Genomic DNA, 19,200 nt, shown 5'->3' with positions numbered 1-19,200 from the left:
ACTGTGTCTTTGCTCACCCATCCTTTTTCTCACACGCAGTAGAAAGTACTTTTTATGACCCCAAAATCATTTTGGCTGCTGGGCCTGGGCCTCACACTGGCGATAAACCCAGTGGTGGCCCAACAAACCCCGGCACCTAAGAAAATCACCAAGCCCGCGGCCGCAACCGGTGGCACCAAGCTGGTGGAAAAAGTAACCCGCAAAGGGAGTGAGCTGGTAATTCCCTACGAGAAGTACCTGCTGCCGAATGGCTTAACGCTGCTCGTGCACGAAGATCACAGCGATCCGCTGGTACACGTCGACGTAACCTACCACGTAGGTTCGGGACGGGAAGAGATCGGCAAGTCGGGCTTTGCCCACTTCTTCGAGCACATGATGTTTCAGGGCTCCGACAACGTAGCCGACGAGCAGCACTTTAAAACCGTGACGGCTTCGGGCGGCACGCTCAACGGCTCTACCAACCGCGACCGGACCAACTATTACGAAACCGTACCCAGCAATCAGCTCGAAACGGCCCTCTGGCTGGAGGCCGACCGCATGGGCTTCCTGCTCGATGCTGTAACCCAGCAAAAGTTTGAGGTACAGCGCTCTACCGTAAAAAATGAGCGCGGCCAGAACTACGACAACCGCCCTTACGGCTTGGCCGGCGAGAACGTATCCAAGAACCTGTACCCGTATGGCCACCCTTATTCCTGGATGACCATCGGCTACCTGGAAGACCTGGACCGCTCAGACGTAAACGACCTCAAGAACTTCTTCCTGCGCTGGTACGGCCCCAATAACGCCACTATTACCGTGGGCGGCGACGTGAAGCCGGCGGAGGTAGTGAAATTAGTGGAGAAGTATTTTGGCTCTATCGGCCGGGGACCGGCTGTGGAAAATATGAAGCTGCCTGCGCCCAAGCTCACCGCCGACCGCTACGTGAGCTATCAGGACAACGTGCGCTTCCCGATGCTGCAAATGGTATTCCCGAGCGTGCCGCAGTACCACCCCGACGAAGTTGCCCTCGATGCTTTGGCCGAAATCATGGGCCAGGGCAAAAACTCGTTGATTTATAAGAACCTGGTAAAGACCCAGAAAGCGGTGCAGGCTTCGGCTTCCAACCGTTCTTCGGAGCTGGCTGGCGAATTCAACATCACAGCCCTGAGCTTTCCTGGCAAAGGTCTCGACAGCACGGAAGTACTGGTGCGCCAGACCCTGGCAGAGTTTGAAAAGACCGGCGTAACCGACGAGCAGGTGCAGCGCTTTAAGTCGAGCACTGAGGCCAGCGTAGTGAATAGCCTGGCGAGCGTGAGCGGCAAAGTGTCGCAGCTGGCGGCTTACCAAACCTATACCGGCAACCCGAACCGTTTGACCGAGGAACTGAAGCGTCTGCGTGCGCTGACCAAGGCCGATGTCGTGCGGGTATACAACCAGTACATCAAAGGTAAAAAAGCGGTAATTCTGAGCGTAGTGCCCAAAACGGCCCCCAACCTGCTGGCGAAGGCTGATAACTACACCATCTCCAAAGAAGGCTATACGGCCCCGGCTGACATCTACAAAGGCCTGACCTACGTGAAAGCGAAGGACACCTTCGACCGCAGCCAGCAGCCCAAGAGTAGCACAAACCCAGTCGTGCAGGTGCCCGCCGTATGGCAGGAGCAGTTTAAGAATGGTCTGCGCGTGATGGGTACGCGCAACACTGAAATTCCGTCGGTGACCATGCTGCTCACGATTCGGGGTGGCCACCGCCTGGAGCAAGCCGACCGCACCAAGGCGGGTATCGCGTCTTTGACGGCCGCCATGCTCAACGAAGGCTCGCAGAAATACACGGGTGAAGAGTTTAGCGCCGCCCTCGACCGCTTAGGCAGCACCGTGCAGGTAAGCGCCGGCGCTGACAACACGACGGTATACATACAGTCGCTGACCAAAAACCTGGACCAGACCATGGCCCTGGTGGAAGAGCGCCTGCTGCGCCCACGCTTTGATGCGGCCGACTTCGCCCGCATCAAAAAGCAGACCCTGGAAGGCATTGCCAATCAGAACACCCAGCCCGTGGTCATTGCCGACAAGACCTATAGCCGCTTGCTCTACGGTAACGATGATATCATGAGCATCCCGGTGAGCGGCACGCAAAACTCGGTGCAGAACATCACCCTGGAGGACGTCAAGCAGTTTTACGCCAAAAACTACGCGCCTAATATCTCCCACCTGGTGGCGGTAGGCGATGTGGACCAGAAAGCGTTGATGCCCAAGCTGAGCTTCTTGGAGAACTGGAGCCGCAAGGAAGTAAACCTGCCGGCGGTTACCGTAGCTTCCAAGCCCGACAAGACCAAGCTCTATTTTGTGAATAAGGATGGCGCGGCCCAATCGGAGATCCGCATTGGCTATTTGGCCTTGCCTTACGATGCGACCGGTGACTACTATAAGGCGTATCTGTCGAACTACATTCTGGGCGGCGCTTTCAACTCGCGCATCAACCTGAATTTGCGCGAAGACAAAGGGTACACTTATGGGGCCCGTTCAGGCTACTCGGGTAGCCGCTATGCCGGGCCGTTTACGGCTTCTGCTGGCGTGCGCGCTGATGCTACAGCCGCCTCGGTGAAGGAGTTTGTGAAAGAAATTGACGACTACCGCAAAAAAGGCATTACCGACGAAGAGCTGGAATTCCTGAAGTCGTCGGTGGGCCAGAACGATGCCCTGCGCTACGAAACGGGCCAGCAGAAAGCCGCTTTCCTCGGCCGCTTGCTCGAGTACGATCTGACGCCGGATTACTTGAAAAAGCAGACGGATATCTTGAAGGGTCTGACCAAGGAGGATGTGAAAGCCAGCGCAGAGAAGTATCTGCCCCTGGAAAGCATGGTACTCGTGGTAACCGGCGACAAGACGCAACTGCCTGAGCTACAGAAGCTGGGCTACGAAGTAGTGGAGCTGGACCTGGACGGTAATCCCGTGAAAGCGGATATGTCGGCTTCCTACAATGTGGTAGCACCTGCTGACCCTGAAGCAGCTCCCGCCACCGACAAAAAGTCGAAGCGGAAGATGAAATCGGAGGATGGCAAGAAGATGAAAATCAAGGAGAAGCGCGAGAAGGCTGAATAAGCACGCAGCATCTTCCATTATCAAAAAGCCCGGTTTCGTATGGAACCGGGCTTTTTTATTGGGGTAATGTTAGATCGAGTAGCTCGTCACCGGGAACTGGCAAGCAGACTATTGAACGGCCAAAATCATCTCAGCCACTTGCCGACCCGTAGCCAGCGCCGCGTTCTGCGAAGGATAGGCGGCGTAATCGCCACAGCGATACAGCCCTTCCGCTACCCGCAGCTCCTGCTGTGGCGCCTGACCTGCCGCATATACCGGCAGCGCATACGGAATTTGATAGGTCCGCAAATGCTGCCATTGGGCCGCATCGGGGCCAAACCAAGCGGCTAGCTCCTGACGCAGGCGCTCGGTAAGTGTATTCTCATCGAGGCCGTGCTCGCCGTGGGTGCTTACCGATACCAGCGTGCGGCCGTGGGGGGCAATTTCGGGCGCTATATCGCTCGGGAAGCTGACATTGTGCGCCAAAGAATTGGAAGCCGCATTCAGCCGCAGCAGACCGTCGCCGCGGCCGGGGGAGTGGTCGGCGGCAAAGTAAGTACAGGTGGTGCGCCGCCAGGCTACAGCTGGAGCGCTGTGCTGGCTAGGGGGCAAAAGTCGGGCAGCGGCCTCGCCATCGGTGGCTACTACTACGGCGCTGGCTTTCAGAGTTTCACCGCCCTGAGTTGCACAAAATTGCCCCCCACGGCCTCCACCAGCGTATTCAGGCGCACGCTGGCCGCGGGCAGGCGAGCGGCCAGCTGCTCCGGGATTTGCTGAATGCCCAGGGCCGGCACCACGGCTTCGCCAATGACGAATTGCTGAAACACGAACTCAAAGAAATTGCTGGCCGTGCTCAAAGAGCGGTCGAGGAACACTCCACCGAAAAAGGGCCGGAAAAACGAGTCGATTATCTGCTCGCTCCACCCATAGCGCCGCAGAAAAGTAAGCGTGTCGGTGGCGGGCTGGCTTAATAGCTGCTGGCTGGTTTGAGAGCGCACCTGTAGCACCAGCTGCATAATCCGCAGCTTATCGGTGAGGGAGCCAATGGGCGAAGTAAGAGCGGTAAAAGCGGCAAGCGGCTGCTGCAAAGGGTTTTGCAGCGTGGTTTCACGCCCATCGGCCAAGCGAATGACTGCCCCGGAGCGGAAGGCCCTTAAGTCGGCCGCGCCGTAATCGAGCAGGCGCTCTACTTCCGGATAGCGCGTCAGCAGCACCTGAAAGCCCCGATCAAGCCGGAAGCCTTCGGGCGTGACATCGGTGCGGACCCGGCCACCTACCGCATCGGCCCCATCCAGTACAAGCACCGGCCGACCAGCGCGGTGCAGATAATTGGCGCAAGCCAAGCCGGCCAGGCCAGCTCCAATAATGACAATAGGGTCGGAGGTTAACATAAGTTGCTGAAAAGTAAGGCTGGGGGGCAAATTTGGCTAAAACAGCTTGGGACGCGGCTTCATGATCTTGCGGGTTTTCATGGTATAAAACTCCGCGACGCCGGTGCGCTGTAGCTGCACCCGCCAAACGCCCATCGGCTCACCCAGCCGGAATCCCGTGGACTTATCAGCCGGATACCGCTGCTTAATCAGGGCATAATCGGTGGCGCTCAGGTCTTTGCCTAGTTCGCCGTGGCAGCGCAGACACATTTGGTCAGTCAGGATAAGGGGTCGCTGGTAGCTAAACTGCTCCGTATTAAGCCGACTCACCAGCCGCGCGGTGTCGGGCCGCAGCTGGCTGGGGGGCAAATCTGCCTGATTTTGCGGGTTGCGCGGCCGCTGGCTTAGGCGGCGCGGCATAGCTTCCAGCACTTTCGCCACCGAATCGACGGAAGCAAACGTTTCGGGGCGGCAGTAGGGCAGGGCCGCGGCTATGCCGCCGCTGTCGAGCTTTTCGGTTAGCACGCGGCGCAATTCGCGGTCGGCGTGGGCCGTGAGCGAGTCGCCGGCCCAGCGCGTGGCGCGCAGTAGGTCGGCGGGCATAATGCGCTTCACCGCCATGTTTTCCAGCTTAATAGCGATTTTCTTTCCGTCTTTGATGTGCTCAATCTGATCGGAGCTACAGGCGCTCAGCAGTCCGAAAAGTAGCAAAAGAGCCCCGGTAAGCGGGCAAAAACCGTAGCGCATGAGGAAAGGGTAAGTAGGCACCGCAAAGAAAGGATAACCAGCGCACTAACTACCCGCTACCCCGCCTCCAGGTTTCGCCGGCAGCTTTATCTAAGCAAAAACTCCTGCAAGGCAGCGTACTCAGGCTCCAGAAGAATGCTGTGCTTGGTTCGGCTCAGCAAGCCCTGCACGGCCTCCGGCACCGGCACCATCCGCCCGATTACGGGCTCTACCACTTCCGGAAACTTTACCGGGTGCGCGGTTTCCAGAAAAATGCCCTGATCGGTAGGATGGTCAGCCAGATAATCTTCCAGGGCCTTGAACGCCACCGCGCCGTGGGGATCCAGCAGATAGCCTGTTGCCTGATGCACGCGCCGGATGGTTTCCTTCGTCTGCTGGTCGGAAATAATAGCCCCACTCACGAGCTGGCTGACACCAGAATGGCTTTGCCCAAACAACTCCAGAATGCGGCCGAAGTTGCTGGGGTTGCCTACGTCCATGGCATTAGAAAGCGTAACGACGGCCGTGCGGGCGCTAAACGTGCCCGTGCGCAGATAGTCGGCTACGGCTGAGTTGGCATTGCAGGCCGCCACAAAGTGCCCGATGGGCAGCCCCGACGCGTGGGCGAGCAGGCCGGCGCAGATGTTGCCGAAGTTGCCGCTAGGCACCGCTACCACTGGGGGGCTTTTTTGCGTCCATTGTTGCAGGGCGTAGCAGTAATAAAACTGCTGAGGCAGCCAGCGGGCCACATTGATGGAATTGGCAGAGGTAAGCTGCCGGTGCGCCGCTATGTGCGGATCGAGGAAAGCCTGCTTCACCAAACGCTGGCAATCGTCGAAGTTGCCGCGTACTTCCAGCGCCGTAATGTTCTGGCCTAGGGTGGTCAGCTGCAGTTCCTGCAACGGACTTACTTTGCCCGACGGATACAGAATAACGACTTCCACGCCTTCTACGCCCAGAAATCCGTCGGCTACGGCCCCACCGGTGTCACCGGAGGTTGCCACCAGCACCGTGACGGGCTCTTTTTGCTGCCGCGAAAAGTAGCCCAGGCAGCGGCTCATAAACCGGGCGCCCACATCCTTAAACGCCAGCGTAGGGCCATGAAACAGCTCCAGCGCGGCAATTCGCTCGGTTACGGGCACCAGCGGAAACTCAAAATCCACCGTTTCTGCGCAGATTTTTTGCAGCACATCTTCCGGAATCGTATTGCCCACGTAGGGCCGGATAACCTCGAAGGCCACTTCCGCCCGCGGCATGGTGCTGAGATTATGGAGCAGATTGGGGGAGAACTTTGGTATCCGTTCCGGGAAATAAAGCCCCCCATCCGGTGCCTGGCCGGCAATGGTGGCCGTTTGAAAATCAACGGCCGGCGCTTGCTTATTAAGGCTATAGTAACGCATACTGAAGGAAGAAATCGGTGGGAGTGAGCGGCGCTGAAACCGCTTCTGAAGCAATTTGCTAGTGCTTGAATCGCACGCCGACGGGGTTAATGGTACTGACGTGGATACGAAAGTCAACGCCCAGCTTCTCGTATACCGTCCGCATGGCAGTGGCCACGGCCTGGGCTGTGGCCTCAGTTTCGCTCAGCATAAAAATGGACGGACCAGAGCCCGAAATTCCCCCACCCAAAGCACCCGCTTCCAGACTACACGACTTCACGGCCGCGAACCCCGGAATGAGAATGCTGCGGACTGGCTCTACTACAACGTCTTCCAGGGAGCGGCCAATCAGCTGATAATCTGCTTGTAAGAGCCCGGCCACTAAGCCGCCCACATTGGCCCACTGCCGGATGGCGGACTTCAGCGGCACCTCCTGCTTCAGAATCTGGCGGGCATCGGCGGTGCGTATCTCGATCTGCGGGTGCACGACCGTAGCGTGTAGCGGCGGCGCCGACAGCGGCACGATATCCAGCGGGTCGGTGGAGCGAATAAGCGTGACGCCGCCGTAAATGGCGGGCGCGATATTATCGGCGTGCTGAGCGCCCGAGGCCACTTCTTCCCCAAACATAGCGAACCGAACCAGCTCTTCCGGCGAAAAAAAGCCCCCCAGCAGCTTGTTGGCTCCTACCACAGCCCCCGCCGCGCTGGCCGCGCTACTCCCAATTCCGCTGCCCGGCAGGATAGCTTTGTTGATGCGCACCTCGAAGCCCGTGCCCGCTGGCGCGGCTTTCAGCAAAGCCAGTAAAGCGGCCCCGGCCACATTGCGCGCTGGTTCGGTGGGCAGATGAAAGTCATCCTCGTGCACAATCTGCACGCCCGGCTCATCGGTGAGGCGCATGTGCATGGTGTCGTAAGGAGCTTCCAGGGCAAAGCCCAGAACATCGAACCCGCACACCATATTGGCAACAGTAGCCGGCGAATACAGCGTCAGAAAATCAGCCATAAGAGAGTTGTAAAGACGCGCATGTGGTTTCACCGACCTTCGGTTCGCATCTGGTCGTTGCTGAGGTTAGTTGTGAGAAATGCGCGGTGTTGGTTGTTCAGCGTAAGACGCAAATATGCGTCTCTATGCCCGGGCGGCCCGGATGATGTCAGCGAAAACGCCCGAGGCCGTGACATCGGCGCCAGCGCCGGCGCCTTTCACTACCAGCGGCTGCTCCGAATACCGATTGGTGAAGAACAGCACCGCGTTGTCTTTGCCCTGCAACACGTAGAAATCGTGGCCCGGCGCCACGCCCTGGAGCCCCACACTGGCCTGCCCGTCGGCGTAGCGAGCCACGAACTTCAGGCGCTGGCCCTGGGCCGCTGCCGCATCATACAAACCACGGAAATGGGCTTCGTGCACGGCCAGCTGCTGGTAGAACGCTTCCACGTCGCCTTCCAGGCAAGAGGCCGGCAGGAAGGATTCGTTGTGAATATCAGCCAGCTCCATTTTCTGACCGGCTTCACGGGCCAAGATCAGAATTTTGCGTGCTACGTCGGTGCCGCTGAGGTCGAGGCGCGGGTCGGGTTCGGTGTAGCCTTCGGCTTGCGCTTGGCGAACCACATCGGCGAAAGGAACGGAGCCATCGTAGTGGTTAAAAACGAAGTTGAGCGTGCCAGACAGCACTGCTTCGATGCGCCGCACCTCGTCGCCGCTGCGCAGCAGGTCGTTGAGCGAGCCAATGATGGGCAGGCCCGCGCCTACATTGGTTTCAAACAAAAACTCCGCATTGAACTCCCGCGCTAACTCTTTCAGCTGGGCGTAACTCGCATAGTCTGAGGAGCAAGCCACCTTATTGCAGGCTACCACCGCCACGCTTTTCTCCAGCAGCGCAGCATAAATCTGAGCTACGTCGGCGCTGGCTGTTACATCCACAAAAACAGTATTGCGCAGATTCAGCTCGTGCAGTTGCCGGACAAGCTCCGATAAATCAAGCGGCTGCCCTTGCTCCAGCGACGCCTGCCACCCGTCGAGCGCAATACCGCCGTTCTCGGTCAATGCAAAGCGCTGGCTATTAGCTAGCCCTACCACGCGCAAGTTCAGCCGCAGCTTCTCGCGCAGCCATTCCTGTTGGCGAGCCAGCTGCTCTAATAATTTGCCCCCCACATTGCCTACACCCGCTACAAACAGGTTGACCTGCTTCGCCGTAGCCTCGAAAAAGGCCTCGTGCAGCACGTTAATGGCCTTGCGCACATCAGCAGCCCTAATTACGGCCGAGATATTCCGCTCCGACGAGCCCTGCGCAATAGCCCGGATATTCACGCCATTCTGGCCCAACGCGCTAAACATTCGGCCGCTGATGCCGGGGTGATTGCGCATATTATCGCCCACCAACGCCACAATAGCCAGGTCGTCTTCGCAGCGCAAGGGCTCTACTTTGCCGGTGGCGATTTCGGTGGTGAACTCCTCATCTACAGCCTTTTGTGCCTGCTCGGCATCGGCGGCGCGGACGGCCACGCAGATAGAGTGTTCCGAGGAGCTTTGCGTAATCAGAATTACGTTGATGCGCTGCTGAGCCAGCGCCCCGAACAGCCGCCGCGAGAAACCCGGAATGCCCACCATGCCGCTGCCCTCCAGGTTGAGCAAAGCCAGCTGGGCAATGCTCGACAGGCCCCGAACCACGTCCTTATTGGCCGGCGGATTCACTTCAACCAGTGTGCCTTCATCCTGGGGGCAAATGTGTTCTTGATCCAGAGCGGGATGCCCTGGCTTCTTACCGGCTGAACCGTAGGCGGATACAAAACCTTCGCCCCGAAGTGCGACAGCTCCATGGCCTCCTGATAAGAGATGCGCGGGATAGGCCGGGCCAGCGTTACGAGGCGCGGGTCGGCGGTCATCATGCCGCTCACATCCGTCCATATCTCCAGGCGCTCCGCGGCTAGCGCGGCCGCAAAAATAGCGGCCGTATAGTCGGAGCCGCCACGGCCCAGCGTGGTGGTAACGCCCTGCGCATCGCTGCCGATAAAGCCCGGCACAACATAGATCTGACAGGGCTGCGCCGCCACAAATGCCTGAATCTGCTGGTTGGTCGTCTCGCTGTCCACGGTGGCGAAGCCGTGGCGCGAATCGGTGCGGATGAGTTGGCGGCTGTCGTGCCAGAGGTGCGCGACGCCCTGCGCTTTGAGATAGGCCGCCAACAGCCGCGACGACAAGATTTCGCCGAAGCTCATCAGCCGGTCCAGTGTGCGGTCAGACAGCTCACCCAACGCAAATATGCCATCGCAGATGCTATCCAGCTCATTGCAGTGCGTTTTGACCAAACTTAGCACCGCGCTTTGCTCCGAAATTGGCAGCAGATCCCGCACAACTCCCAAGTGTCGGTCTTCCAGGCGCTGCAACTGCGTGCGATAGTGCGCCGAGCCTCCGGCAGCTAGGCGTCCGGCTTCAATTAGCGCATCGGTAGTGCCGCCGAGCGCCGATACCACGACCACCGTAGCCGTGTGCTGCGCGGCGGTTTCGACGAGTTGCGCCACGCGCTGAAGATTGGCCGCCGTGGCCACCGACGTACCTCCAAATTTGAGAACCTGCATAAGACAGAAGCTAAAGGACACGAAAAAGCCCGTCGGGACCGGCTTGGCTTCGGGTCAGGAAGCTGCCGGCGACGGGCTGCGAACATCAAGGCAAAGAGAGGTAGCGCAGCCCGTCTAGCGGGTTGTAATACCTGTGGTGTAGCAAATAGTGGGCGCGGGAAAAAAGCCCCCCAGAGCAGAAAATACGTCGTTTGGACTCGAAAGTGTGGTCATTGGTGCAGACTTACAGCAGTAAAGTAGGCATTTTCTGGAAAGGATAATATCCCGTGAGCTTTATATTATTGAAAAAGAAGCAGGTTGTACCTACTGTTGTCGCGGCTCCATTCGCAGTGCAATGCAACTTGTGGTGCGCGCGGCCTGTTTGTTTTCAGTACCTTTGCACTCCCAATATAATTCTCTGAAGGCAAGATGCTAGAAAAACTGGAGGCCATTCGCCAACGCTACGACGACGTGAATGAGCAGCTAATGCAGCCCGAGGCGATGAGCGACATGAAGCGCTACAAATCCCTCAATAAAGAATACAAAGACCTTGGCCGCATTGTAGCTGAGTATCGCAGATACCAGGAGGTGCTCTCGAATATTGAGGGTGCGCGCGCCGTTATATCTACGGAAAAAGACGAAGATTTCCGCGAGATGGCAAAGGCCGAGCTCGATGAGTTGCTGCCCGAGCAGGAGCGCCTCGAAACCGTAATCAAAGACCTGCTGCTGCCCAAAGATCCCAACGATTCCAAGGATGTCATCATGGAAATCAGGGCCGGGGCCGGCGGCGACGAGGCGGCCATCTTTGCCGGCGACTTGCAGCGTATGTACATGCGCTACGCCGAAAAGCAAAACTTGCGCATGGATCTGATTGACGCCACCGAAGGCACCAGCGGCGGCTACAAAGAAATTATTCTGTCGGTGAAAGGCGAGGACGTGTACGGCAAGCTCAAGTTTGAGAGCGGCGTGCACCGCGTGCAGCGCGTGCCGGCCACCGAAACACAGGGCCGCATTCATACCTCTGTTGCCTCTATTGTGGTAATGCCGGAAGCAGAGGAGCTGGACGTAGAAATCGATATGAACGATGTGCGCAAGGACCTGTTCATGTCATCGGGTCCTGGGGGGCAATCTGTAAACACGACCTACTCGGCCGTGCGCCTGACCCACTTGCCCACGGGCTTGGTGGCTCAGTGCCAAGATCAGAAGTCGCAGCTCAAGAACTTTGATAAAGCTTTGCAAGTGTTGCGCTCACGCATTTACGAAATAGAGCTGGCCAAGAAAAACGAAGCCGAAGGCGCTCAGCGCAAAAGCATGATCGGAGGCGGCGACCGTTCCGACAAGATTCGCACCTACAACTACCCACAAGGTCGCGTAACGGACCACCGCATTGGCTACACGGTGTACAACCTGGCCAGCGTAATGGAAGGCAACATCGACGACTTCGTAGAGCAATTGCGCATCGCGGAAAGCGCCGAGCGCCTGAAAGAAGGCGTATCCTAAGCGTGCAAAAAAGCCCGTTGGCGAGTGCTTTCTATCTGAAAAGCACTCGCCAACGGGCTTTTTAAGCGTACTGAGACAGCTCATTACTTGTTACTTATCTATCGATTCGTGCGCTTATTTCTTCCCATACTGCTCATCATTATCAGCTTTGCGGCCCTGCTGCCCGGCTGCGAGCCCAAGGAGGAAATTGTAACGCGCGACTCAAGCGCCCGCCTGGAGTTTTCGGCCGATACACTCGTTTTCGACACCGTATTCGTGCAGACGGGTACCGTCACGAAGCGTCTGTGGGTGTACAACCGCAACCGCCGCGCCGTGCGGGTAGAACAAATCGGACTGAAAACCGCCAACTCACCCTATACGCTGACTGTCAGCGGTGCTACCGGGCCATTAGCACAGGACGTAGAAATTCGGGGTCGTGATAGTCTGCTGTTGCTGGTTAAGGCGAAACTAGGGCCGGGGGCGGAGAACACGCCGTTTTTGGTGGAAGACCAGGTGCAGTTTCGCACCAACGGCAACGAGCAGCAGGTAGCGCTGGTAGCTTATGGCCAGAATGCCTACTTCCATACTGCCGAAACGTTGGCTTGTAATACCGTCTGGCGCAATGACAAGCCGCACGTTATCTATGATTTTGTGCGGGTTGATGCGGGTTGCACGCTTACCATTGAGGCTGGCGCCCGCGTTTATGTGCATGCCGGCTCGGGTATTGTTATCAAAGGACGACTGCTGGTAAACCCGGATTTGGCCCCCGGCGAGGAGTTGAAGCCCGACGACCCGCGCTTCGTGCGCTTCGCTGGCGACAGACTTGAAGCCGCGTACCGTGAAATTCCCGGCCAGTGGCGCGGCATTCAGTTTGACGCTACAAGCCAGGGCAACGTGGTGCGCTACGCCGAAATCAAGAACGCCGGATTTGGCCTGCTGGTATTCAACCCCGAAAATCGCCAGCCGCGCCCTAATGTGCTGGTGGAGAACAGTATAATCAAGAACATTTCCGGGGCCAGCCTCAACTTTGCCAGCGGCAGCGCCAGCTTCGATGGGGCAGGCATTCTGAGCTTTTCCGGCGATTTTACGTTGCGCAACTGTCTGCTTACCAACTGCGGGGAGTTTGCGGTGCGGGGCTTGCAGGGGGGCAATTTTGCGCTCAACTTCTGCACCATCGCTAACTATACCCGCGGCTTTGTGCGGCCCAATCCTTCGCTGGTTTTTTCCGATGTGCTCACGCTGGCAAATGGTCAGCCCGGCCCGTCGGTGCTGCCCACGGTCAGTATTCTGAACTCCATTGTTTGGGGCGATAAGGAAGATGAGATAGGCTTTGAAAACGTGAGCCGCTATGCCAATCAAATTACGGTGCGTAATAGCCTGCTTCGTACCTCCACTTATAGAGAAGCTGGCACAGCTACTCAGCCAGGGTTTGGAAGAAGCGACAATATCTTTACCGACCCCAAGTTTATCAGCACGCCCGACCTGCCCCGGGGCAATCGTTTCGACTACCGCCTCGATACGCTTTCCCCGGCCAGCAATCGGCCGCTGCTTGCTCCACTGCTCGCCCGCGACTTGCTTAATAAGCCCCGCGCGGCTACCACTCCCGACCTCGGTGCCTACGAGCGCCAGAATCCGTAGTTTGTGTTATGATCTGGTTTCAAAAACGTCTGCGCCTGCCCGCCGTGCGGCGGGGCTTCCATCTTATTACGGACTTGCTCATGGCCGAATTGCCCGAGCTGGAAGGAATTGAGGTTGGCACGGCGCACTTTTTCATTCAGCATACTTCCGCCAGCCTCAGCATCAACGAAAACGCTGACCCCACGGTGCGGCAGGATTTCGAGTCGTACTTCAACCGGGTAGCCCCCGAAAATGCCCCCTACTTCCGCCACACCCAGGAAGGCCCCGATGATATGCCGGCTCATTTGAAAGCGGCACTGCTGGGCACCACCGTGAGTGTGCCCATCACCGGTGGCCGGCTGGCTTTAGGAACCTGGCAGGGAATATATCTCGGCGAACATCGCAATGACGGCGGGCGCCGGTGGGTGGTAGCCACCCTGATGGGCAAGGCTAGCAAGTGAGTGACGCATATACCTTCTTGCTCAAATACGGAGTCATAAAAAAAGCCCCCACTAAGTTGTGGGGGCTTTTTTTATGAGTAAGCAGAGCTTACGGATTGATTGTTTCGATGCTGCCGTCGGGCTTGCGCTTGAGCTCCGTGACTTTCACGTTGCGCAGCCAGGTTTTACCCGACAGCTCGGTATCGTGGTAGAAGATGTACCACTTGCCGTCTACCTCCACAATGGAGTGATGCGTTGTCCAGCCTTCTACGGGGTTCATGATAACGCCCTGATAGGTGAAGGGGCCGTAAGGCGAGTCGCCGGTAGCGTACGCGAGCAAGTGGGTGTCGCCGGTGGAGTAGGAGAAATAGTACTTGCCGTTGTATTTGTGCATCCAGCCGCCTTCGAAGAAGCGGTGCTTATTATCGCCCGCCAAAAACGGCTTGCCATCTTTGCCCACAATCTTCACTTCCTTTACGGGCTCCGCGAAGCTTAGCATATCGTTGCTCAGGCGCGCTACCCGCGGACCTACAGCTTCCTCGTTCGGGGCGGGTTCCTGTTCTTTGGGCTTGCTGCCGTCGTATTTGCCGGTGCGCCAGCGCTGAAGCTGGCCGCCCCAAATGCCCCCCACATACATATACGACTTGCCGTCGGTATCCGTAAACACGGCTGGGTCAATGCTTAAGCTGCCCTCCATGGGCTTGTGCTGCGCCTTAAACGGGCCCGTGGGCGACTTACTGGTGGCCACGCCGATACGGAAGATATCCTGCTTATCCTTTACCGGGAAATAGAGGTAGTACGTGCCGTTTTTGAACGCCGCATCCGGGGCCCAAAGCTGCCGCCCGGCCCAGGGAATATCTTTAATATCAAGCGCTACGCCGTGGTCCGTGACCTTGCCGCCAATGCTGTCCATGGACAGAATATGGTAGTCGCGCATGGCAAAATGGTCGCCGTTGTCGTTCTCCGGCATATTTGTCTCAATATCATGCGACGGATAAATATAGATTCGGCCGTTGAAGACGTGCGCCGACGGGTCGGCCGTATAGATGTCCGAGATAAGCGGCTTATTCAAGTATTTCTTCGAGCCGGTAGAATCGGTGGAAGCAGTAGTGGTTGAGTCAGCTGAAGTAGTTTCCGATTCGCTGGTGGAAGTGTTGCTCTGGCAAGCGCTGCCTACTGCCAGTGGAAGCAGGAAAGCAAGCGTGCGCCACGATGGTAGCAAGAACTGGGGGGCTTTTTTCATAGATGATGGTTTGGCCGGAATGGAAGTGAGTAGTGATGAAGATGCGTACGGATGCAATACAGAAGCAGTATAGCAGTTCCTGCTTCTATGGCAAAGAAAATTAATTCTAAGATTTAGGGCCCGTGCTCAAAAACGCTGAGCACCAACGCGCAAATTTTGCCCCCCAGCACTAATCCAGCACGCGTCCGGCCGCCGAATAGCGCAATGTGTCGAACAGCACCAGCTTTTGTATGCCTGTCACTTCGTATTCTGAAAGCCTACCATTATGCAAACGCAGCAAGAGCCTCTTTTCAGAATAGAAAAGCGGGTTATCCTGCTGAATAGTAGCGGTTAGCAATTGCAGCTTATCAGCTTTAGTTTCTATGAAGAGCCTAGTTACAGGTGCTTCATCATCCCTATCTGCTTGATACACCGTGCGGGAAACGCCTTGCCATTTATCTTGACGCATTATTTTATATGCATCACGCAGAGCCGGCTTGTTAATATCAGCCTGGTAAAAGATCTGAAGCTCTTTGCTCCAGTCTACCTCGGGCACACGTGTCGTCTCCATTTGCCCCCCACGCAGCTCCACGCGCTTTTCCACTGCTGGGTTGCGCCGTGTCAGGTCCTGCGTTTGGGCATCCAGAAAAGCCTTGATATCGAAATACATAGGTTTGAGGGCTGCCTTCGCCGGAGCCGGCCCCGCCGCTTCCGACCCACAAGCCGAAACTAGTGCCACCAACCCCAGCAGCCAGAAAGCCCTAAGCATTCGCAGTACTCAGGGCAGTGGGTTGCAGCAGCGACTGACCCGTCATTACAGCCGGTTGCGGTATTCCCATCAGAGCCAATACAGTAGGCGCGATGTCGCCGAGCTTGCCATCGGCCAACGTACCGCGGTAAGTTGTATCTGCCAGGATGCAGGGGACCAAATTGGTAGTGTGCGCCGTGTTAGGAGTGCCGTCGGGGTTGATCATCATGTCGGCATTGCCGTGGTCGGCAATGATAATGCAGGCGTATCCACTAGCTAACGCAGCCTCTATTACATCTTTAGCGCACGCATCTACGGTTTCTACCGCTTTCACTGCCGCCGCGAATACCCCAGTATGGCCCACCATATCAGGATTGGCGAAGTTGAGCACTACAAAATCGGCCGAGCGAGCTAGTAGCTCCGGCACCAGCGCGTCGCGCAGGTCGTAAGCACTCATCTCCGGTTGCAGATCGTAGGTAGCTACCTTGGGGGAAGGACGCATAATGCGGCTTTCACCAACAAACTCCGTTTCACGGCCGCCGGAGAAGAAAAACGTAACGTGCGGATACTTCTCCGTTTCAGCTATACGAATCTGAGTTTTGCCCATTGCGGCCAATACTTCGCCCAATGTGTTATCCAGATTATCCTTCTCAAAAATGGGCGTTACGCCCGTAAACGTAGCGTCGTAGTTAGTGAGGGTGAGATAATGCAGGTTGAGCCGATGCATATTGAAGGCATGAAAATCCTGCTGAGTAAGCGCCTGCGTGATTTCCCGGCCCCGGTCGGTGCGGAAGTTAAAGCAGATAACGACATCACCCTCCTGAATAGTAGCAATTGGCTGACCATCAGCGCCAACCTTAACAATGGGGAGCAAAAATTCATCTGTCACGCCCTCCTTATAGGAGTCGAGCATGCTCTGAATCAGGTTTTGCGATGGCGTGCCTTTACCATTTACCAGCAAGTCGTAGGCTACTTTAATCCGCTCCCAGCGGTTGTCGCGGTCCATGGCATAGTAGCGGCCCACGATAGTGGCAATCTTGGCGCTGTTCCGCTCCAAGTGCTTCTCCAGGTCGTTAACGTAGTTTACACCGCCTTTGGGGTCCGTGTCCCGACCATCGGTGAAGGCGTGAATAAACACTTTGTGCACGTCGGCGTCGTGAGCCAGAGTGCACAGGGCTTTCAGGTGCTCAATATGCGAGTGTACGCCCCCATCGGATAGCAGACCCATAAAGTGCAGGTTCTTGCCGTTGGTGCGCGCGTACTCAAATGCTTTTTCCAGCGCGGGAATGGTGCCCAGCTTTCGCTCCCGGATTGCTTTATTCACCCGCACCAAGTCCTGATAAACCACACGGCCGGCCCCAATATTCATGTGGCCTACTTCCGAGTTGCCCATTTGCCCGTCGGGCAAGCCTACCGCCTCACCTGAAGCCTGAAGCCGACTGTGCGGAAAACGTTGAAAAAGGGAGTCAACGAACGGAGTTCGAGCAGCATCAATGGCCGAAACAGCTTTGTTTTGAGCCAGACCCCAGCCATCCAGAATAACGAGCAGCACCTGTTTGTTCATACCGCAAAGATACAGATAGCGACCCTAACCCTATATTGTGTTCTTCCAGGATCTTTTCAATTAACTTAGGACTGGTGCAAATTAGTGGGGGAATAAATCAATTTGTTGCCTCTTGGCATAGTTTTGGAGTTAACTCTTTCGTACTTTTCCTGTATATGAAACGCAAAGTCTTTCGGGCTTGCCTGTTGGTTTGGCTAGGGCTGCTCTCTGTGGCCATCTATGCACAAAGCGAAGCCTTTGGGGCCGTAAAAGGCGCCATTCGCAATGGTTCGGCCCAAGAGTTAGCCCCTTATCTAGGTCCGAAAGTGGAATTAGGTTACGACGGCGATAAGAAAAGCTACAGCGCTGCTGAAGCCGAATCGGCCCTCAAAGCTTTTTTCACTAAAAACCCCCTACCGCTTTTGAATTTATTCATCAGGGAAGCAGTAATGAAGGAACAAAGTATGCCATCGGCAAATACACAGGCAAAGCGGGTACCTACCGTGTGTTTGTGAAGATGAAGCCCGGTGGTGGTTCACCTACCATCGACACGATTGACTTCACTCAGGAATAACGGCCGGGCAACCGGCATAGTATAGCCAGACAAAGAATTTTTTATATGAAACGAATACTACTCCAGTTCTGCGCCATTCTGTGGTTTGCTTTGCTGGCTGTTGGAGTACAAGCGCAAGGAGAGTCACTGGGGGCTGTCAAGGGGGCAATTCGTAATGGCTCGGCCCGCGAGCTTTCTCAATTCTTCGGCCCTACGGTAGAGCTCGCCTTCGATGGCGATAAGCAAAGCTACAGTGCCACCCAGGCAGAGTTTGTGATGAAGGATTTCTTTGCTAAGAACTCGCCGGCCAGCTTTGAGTACGATCACCAAAAGACCAGCACCGAAAGCATTCAATATGCTGCTGGTAAATACATTGGCAAAACAGGCTCTTACCAGGTGTTTGTGCAAATGAAGCCGGTTGGTGGTGCTTTAGTCATTGACTCCATCAATTTCACGAAAGAGTAAAAGCATACGTCAGACGCCCTGCCCGACAGGCTTTAGTCATACGTTTCAAGCCCAGCATCCAGCCGATGCTGGGCTTTTGCTTTCGTACTAGTTTGCCATTTTGCGGCGTACACGCACGAAGAGAGAGTAGCGCAGAGGCTTTGTCAGGTGCTTTTTCTATTTTTGCACCGTGCAAAACGCTCCCTACCTCACCCCTGAAGCCATATCCACGTTTATTCACACGGCCCTGGCCGAAGATGTGGGCGACGGCGACCATTCTTCTCTCGCTTCCATCCCGGCGGATGCTCAGAATCGGGCGCATTTATTAGTGAAAGATGACGGCGTGCTGGCTGGTGTCGCCTTGGCGCACCACATTTTCCGCGCCGTCGATCCGGGCCTGCGGGTAGAGGAACTGCTGAGCGATGGAGCCCGCGTTCAAGTTGGTAATATCGCTTTTCGGGTGGAAGGACGCTCACAGAGTATTCTGACGGCTGAACGGCTGGTGCTCAATTGTATGCAGCGCATGAGCGGCATTGCCACCCACACGGCGCATCTGACCAGCCTGCTAACTGGCACCCGCGCCCAACTACTCGACACACGCAAAACCACTCCCAATTTTCGGCTGTGTGAGAAATGGGCGGTGCTCATTGGCGGAGGCGTAAACCACCGCTACGGTCTGTTTGACCAGATTATCCTGAAGGACAACCACGTAGACTATGCCGGCGGAATTCGGGCGGCTATTGAAGCGACGCACGCTTATCTGAAGCGTACGGGCCGTCAGCTGCCAATTGAAATAGAAACCCGTACGCTGGCTGAAGTACAGGAAGCACTTGATACGGGCGGCATCGACCGTATTATGCTCGACAATATGCCTCCCAGTCAGCTGCGGGAGGCCGTAGCGCTTATCGGGGGGCGTTTTCCTACCGAAGCGTCGGGTGGCATTACTGAGGATACGATTGCCGCAGTGGCCGCTACGGGGGTCGACTTTATTTCCGTTGGGGCACTTACTCACTCTCTGAAAAGCCTGGACTTAAGTCTTAAAGCGTACTAAGTGGTTGTCGGGAAGA

16 protein-coding genes and 1 pseudogene are annotated in these 19,200 nt (G+C 56.5%); 7 read left to right on the top strand and 10 right to left on the bottom strand.

The features are described from left to right. Positions 1-54 precede the first annotated feature (54 nt). Positions 55-3,081, top strand: coding sequence for a M16 family metallopeptidase (locus H9L05_RS06520; protein ID WP_187733495.1), 3,027 nt, complete (start codon positions 55-57; stop codon positions 3,079-3,081). Between the two features lie 108 nt (positions 3,082-3,189). On the opposite strand, the gene H9L05_RS25925 is transcribed toward H9L05_RS06520, so the two are convergent. The 7 genes from H9L05_RS25925 to H9L05_RS23285 all read right to left on the bottom strand — a co-directional run bounded on the left by H9L05_RS25925 (position 3,190) and on the right by H9L05_RS23285 (position 10,108). After that, positions 3,190-3,726 carry an FAD-dependent oxidoreductase gene (locus H9L05_RS25925; RefSeq protein WP_317175179.1) on the bottom strand — a complete coding sequence of 179 codons (537 nt, stop codon included), beginning with the start codon at positions 3,724-3,726 and terminating at the stop codon, positions 3,190-3,192. Further along, complete coding sequence (locus tag H9L05_RS25920) at positions 3,723-4,451, bottom strand: FAD-dependent oxidoreductase (RefSeq protein WP_317175130.1); 729 nt, start codon at positions 4,449-4,451, stop codon at positions 3,723-3,725. Before H9L05_RS25920 ends, H9L05_RS25925 begins: the two co-directional genes overlap by 4 nt. Before the next feature lie 36 nt (positions 4,452-4,487). Beyond that, positions 4,488-5,177, bottom strand: coding sequence for a c-type heme family protein (locus tag H9L05_RS06510; protein ID WP_187733494.1), 690 nt, complete (start codon positions 5,175-5,177; stop codon positions 4,488-4,490). A gap of 86 nt (positions 5,178-5,263) precedes the next feature. Further along, on the bottom strand, positions 5,264-6,556 hold the full coding sequence (gene thrC, locus H9L05_RS06505; RefSeq protein ID WP_187733493.1) for a threonine synthase: 1,293 nt from the start codon (positions 6,554-6,556) through the stop codon (positions 5,264-5,266). Between the two features lie 58 nt (positions 6,557-6,614). After that, the gene (locus tag H9L05_RS06500; RefSeq protein ID WP_187733492.1) at positions 6,615-7,538 is read right to left on the bottom strand and encodes a homoserine kinase; all 924 of its coding nucleotides are present in this window, start codon (positions 7,536-7,538) and stop codon (positions 6,615-6,617) included. 123 nt (positions 7,539-7,661) lie between these two features. Beyond that, positions 7,662-9,224, bottom strand: coding sequence for an ACT domain-containing protein (locus H9L05_RS23290; protein ID WP_223284775.1), 1,563 nt, complete (start codon positions 9,222-9,224; stop codon positions 7,662-7,664). Continuing rightward, a complete protein-coding gene (locus tag H9L05_RS23285; RefSeq protein WP_223284774.1) occupies positions 9,221-10,108 on the bottom strand; it encodes an aspartate kinase in 888 nt (295 codons plus the stop codon). Before H9L05_RS23285 ends, H9L05_RS23290 begins: the two co-directional genes overlap by 4 nt. 408 nt (positions 10,109-10,516) lie before the next feature. Between H9L05_RS23285 and prfA the strand changes: the two genes are divergently transcribed. The 3 genes from prfA (at position 10,517) to H9L05_RS06480 (ending at position 13,644) form a co-directional block, all read left to right on the top strand. Further along, the gene (gene prfA / locus H9L05_RS06490) at positions 10,517-11,587 is read left to right on the top strand and encodes a peptide chain release factor 1 (RefSeq protein WP_166073832.1); all 1,071 of its coding nucleotides are present in this window, start codon (positions 10,517-10,519) and stop codon (positions 11,585-11,587) included. 108 nt (positions 11,588-11,695) lie between these two features. Continuing rightward, on the top strand, positions 11,696-13,204 hold the full coding sequence (locus tag H9L05_RS06485; protein WP_187733491.1) for a right-handed parallel beta-helix repeat-containing protein: 1,509 nt from the start codon (positions 11,696-11,698) through the stop codon (positions 13,202-13,204). Between the two features lie 8 nt (positions 13,205-13,212). Then, positions 13,213-13,644 carry a secondary thiamine-phosphate synthase enzyme YjbQ gene (locus tag H9L05_RS06480; protein ID WP_223284773.1) on the top strand — a complete coding sequence of 144 codons (432 nt, stop codon included), beginning with the start codon at positions 13,213-13,215 and terminating at the stop codon, positions 13,642-13,644. Positions 13,645-13,732: 88 nt separating this feature from the next. On the opposite strand, the gene H9L05_RS06475 is transcribed toward H9L05_RS06480, so the two are convergent. The 3 genes from H9L05_RS06475 to gpmI form a co-directional block, all read right to left on the bottom strand. After that, the gene (locus H9L05_RS06475; protein WP_187733490.1) at positions 13,733-14,866 is read right to left on the bottom strand and encodes a glycoside hydrolase family 43 protein; all 1,134 of its coding nucleotides are present in this window, start codon (positions 14,864-14,866) and stop codon (positions 13,733-13,735) included. A 169-nt stretch (positions 14,867-15,035) separates the two neighbouring features. After that, on the bottom strand, positions 15,036-15,614 hold the full coding sequence (locus tag H9L05_RS06470) for a hypothetical protein (protein WP_187733489.1): 579 nt from the start codon (positions 15,612-15,614) through the stop codon (positions 15,036-15,038). Next, on the bottom strand, positions 15,607-17,157 hold the full coding sequence (gene gpmI, locus H9L05_RS06465; RefSeq protein WP_187733488.1) for a 2,3-bisphosphoglycerate-independent phosphoglycerate mutase: 1,551 nt from the start codon (positions 17,155-17,157) through the stop codon (positions 15,607-15,609). Before gpmI ends, H9L05_RS06470 begins: the two co-directional genes overlap by 8 nt. A 155-nt stretch (positions 17,158-17,312) precedes the next feature. Here gpmI and H9L05_RS06460 point away from each other — a divergent pair. The 3 genes and pseudogenes from H9L05_RS06460 to nadC all read left to right on the top strand — a co-directional run bounded on the left by H9L05_RS06460 (position 17,313) and on the right by nadC (position 19,184). Then, positions 17,313-17,710: pseudogene (locus H9L05_RS06460) on the top strand (DUF4783 domain-containing protein). A gap of 45 nt (positions 17,711-17,755) precedes the next feature. Next, a complete protein-coding gene (locus H9L05_RS06455; RefSeq protein WP_187733486.1) occupies positions 17,756-18,154 on the top strand; it encodes a DUF4783 domain-containing protein in 399 nt (132 codons plus the stop codon). Positions 18,155-18,323: 169 nt separating this feature from the next. Continuing rightward, on the top strand, positions 18,324-19,184 hold the full coding sequence (gene nadC, locus H9L05_RS06450) for a carboxylating nicotinate-nucleotide diphosphorylase (protein ID WP_187733485.1): 861 nt from the start codon (positions 18,324-18,326) through the stop codon (positions 19,182-19,184). Positions 19,185-19,200: the final 16 nt, after the last annotated feature.

It is taken from the genome of Hymenobacter qilianensis (genome assembly GCF_014489555.1).
GTDB classification, from domain to species: Bacteria; Bacteroidota; Bacteroidia; order Cytophagales; family Hymenobacteraceae; genus Hymenobacter; species Hymenobacter qilianensis.
The sequence above is the reverse complement of the archived record's forward strand: the minus strand, read 5'-3'. Positions and strand labels throughout refer to the sequence as shown.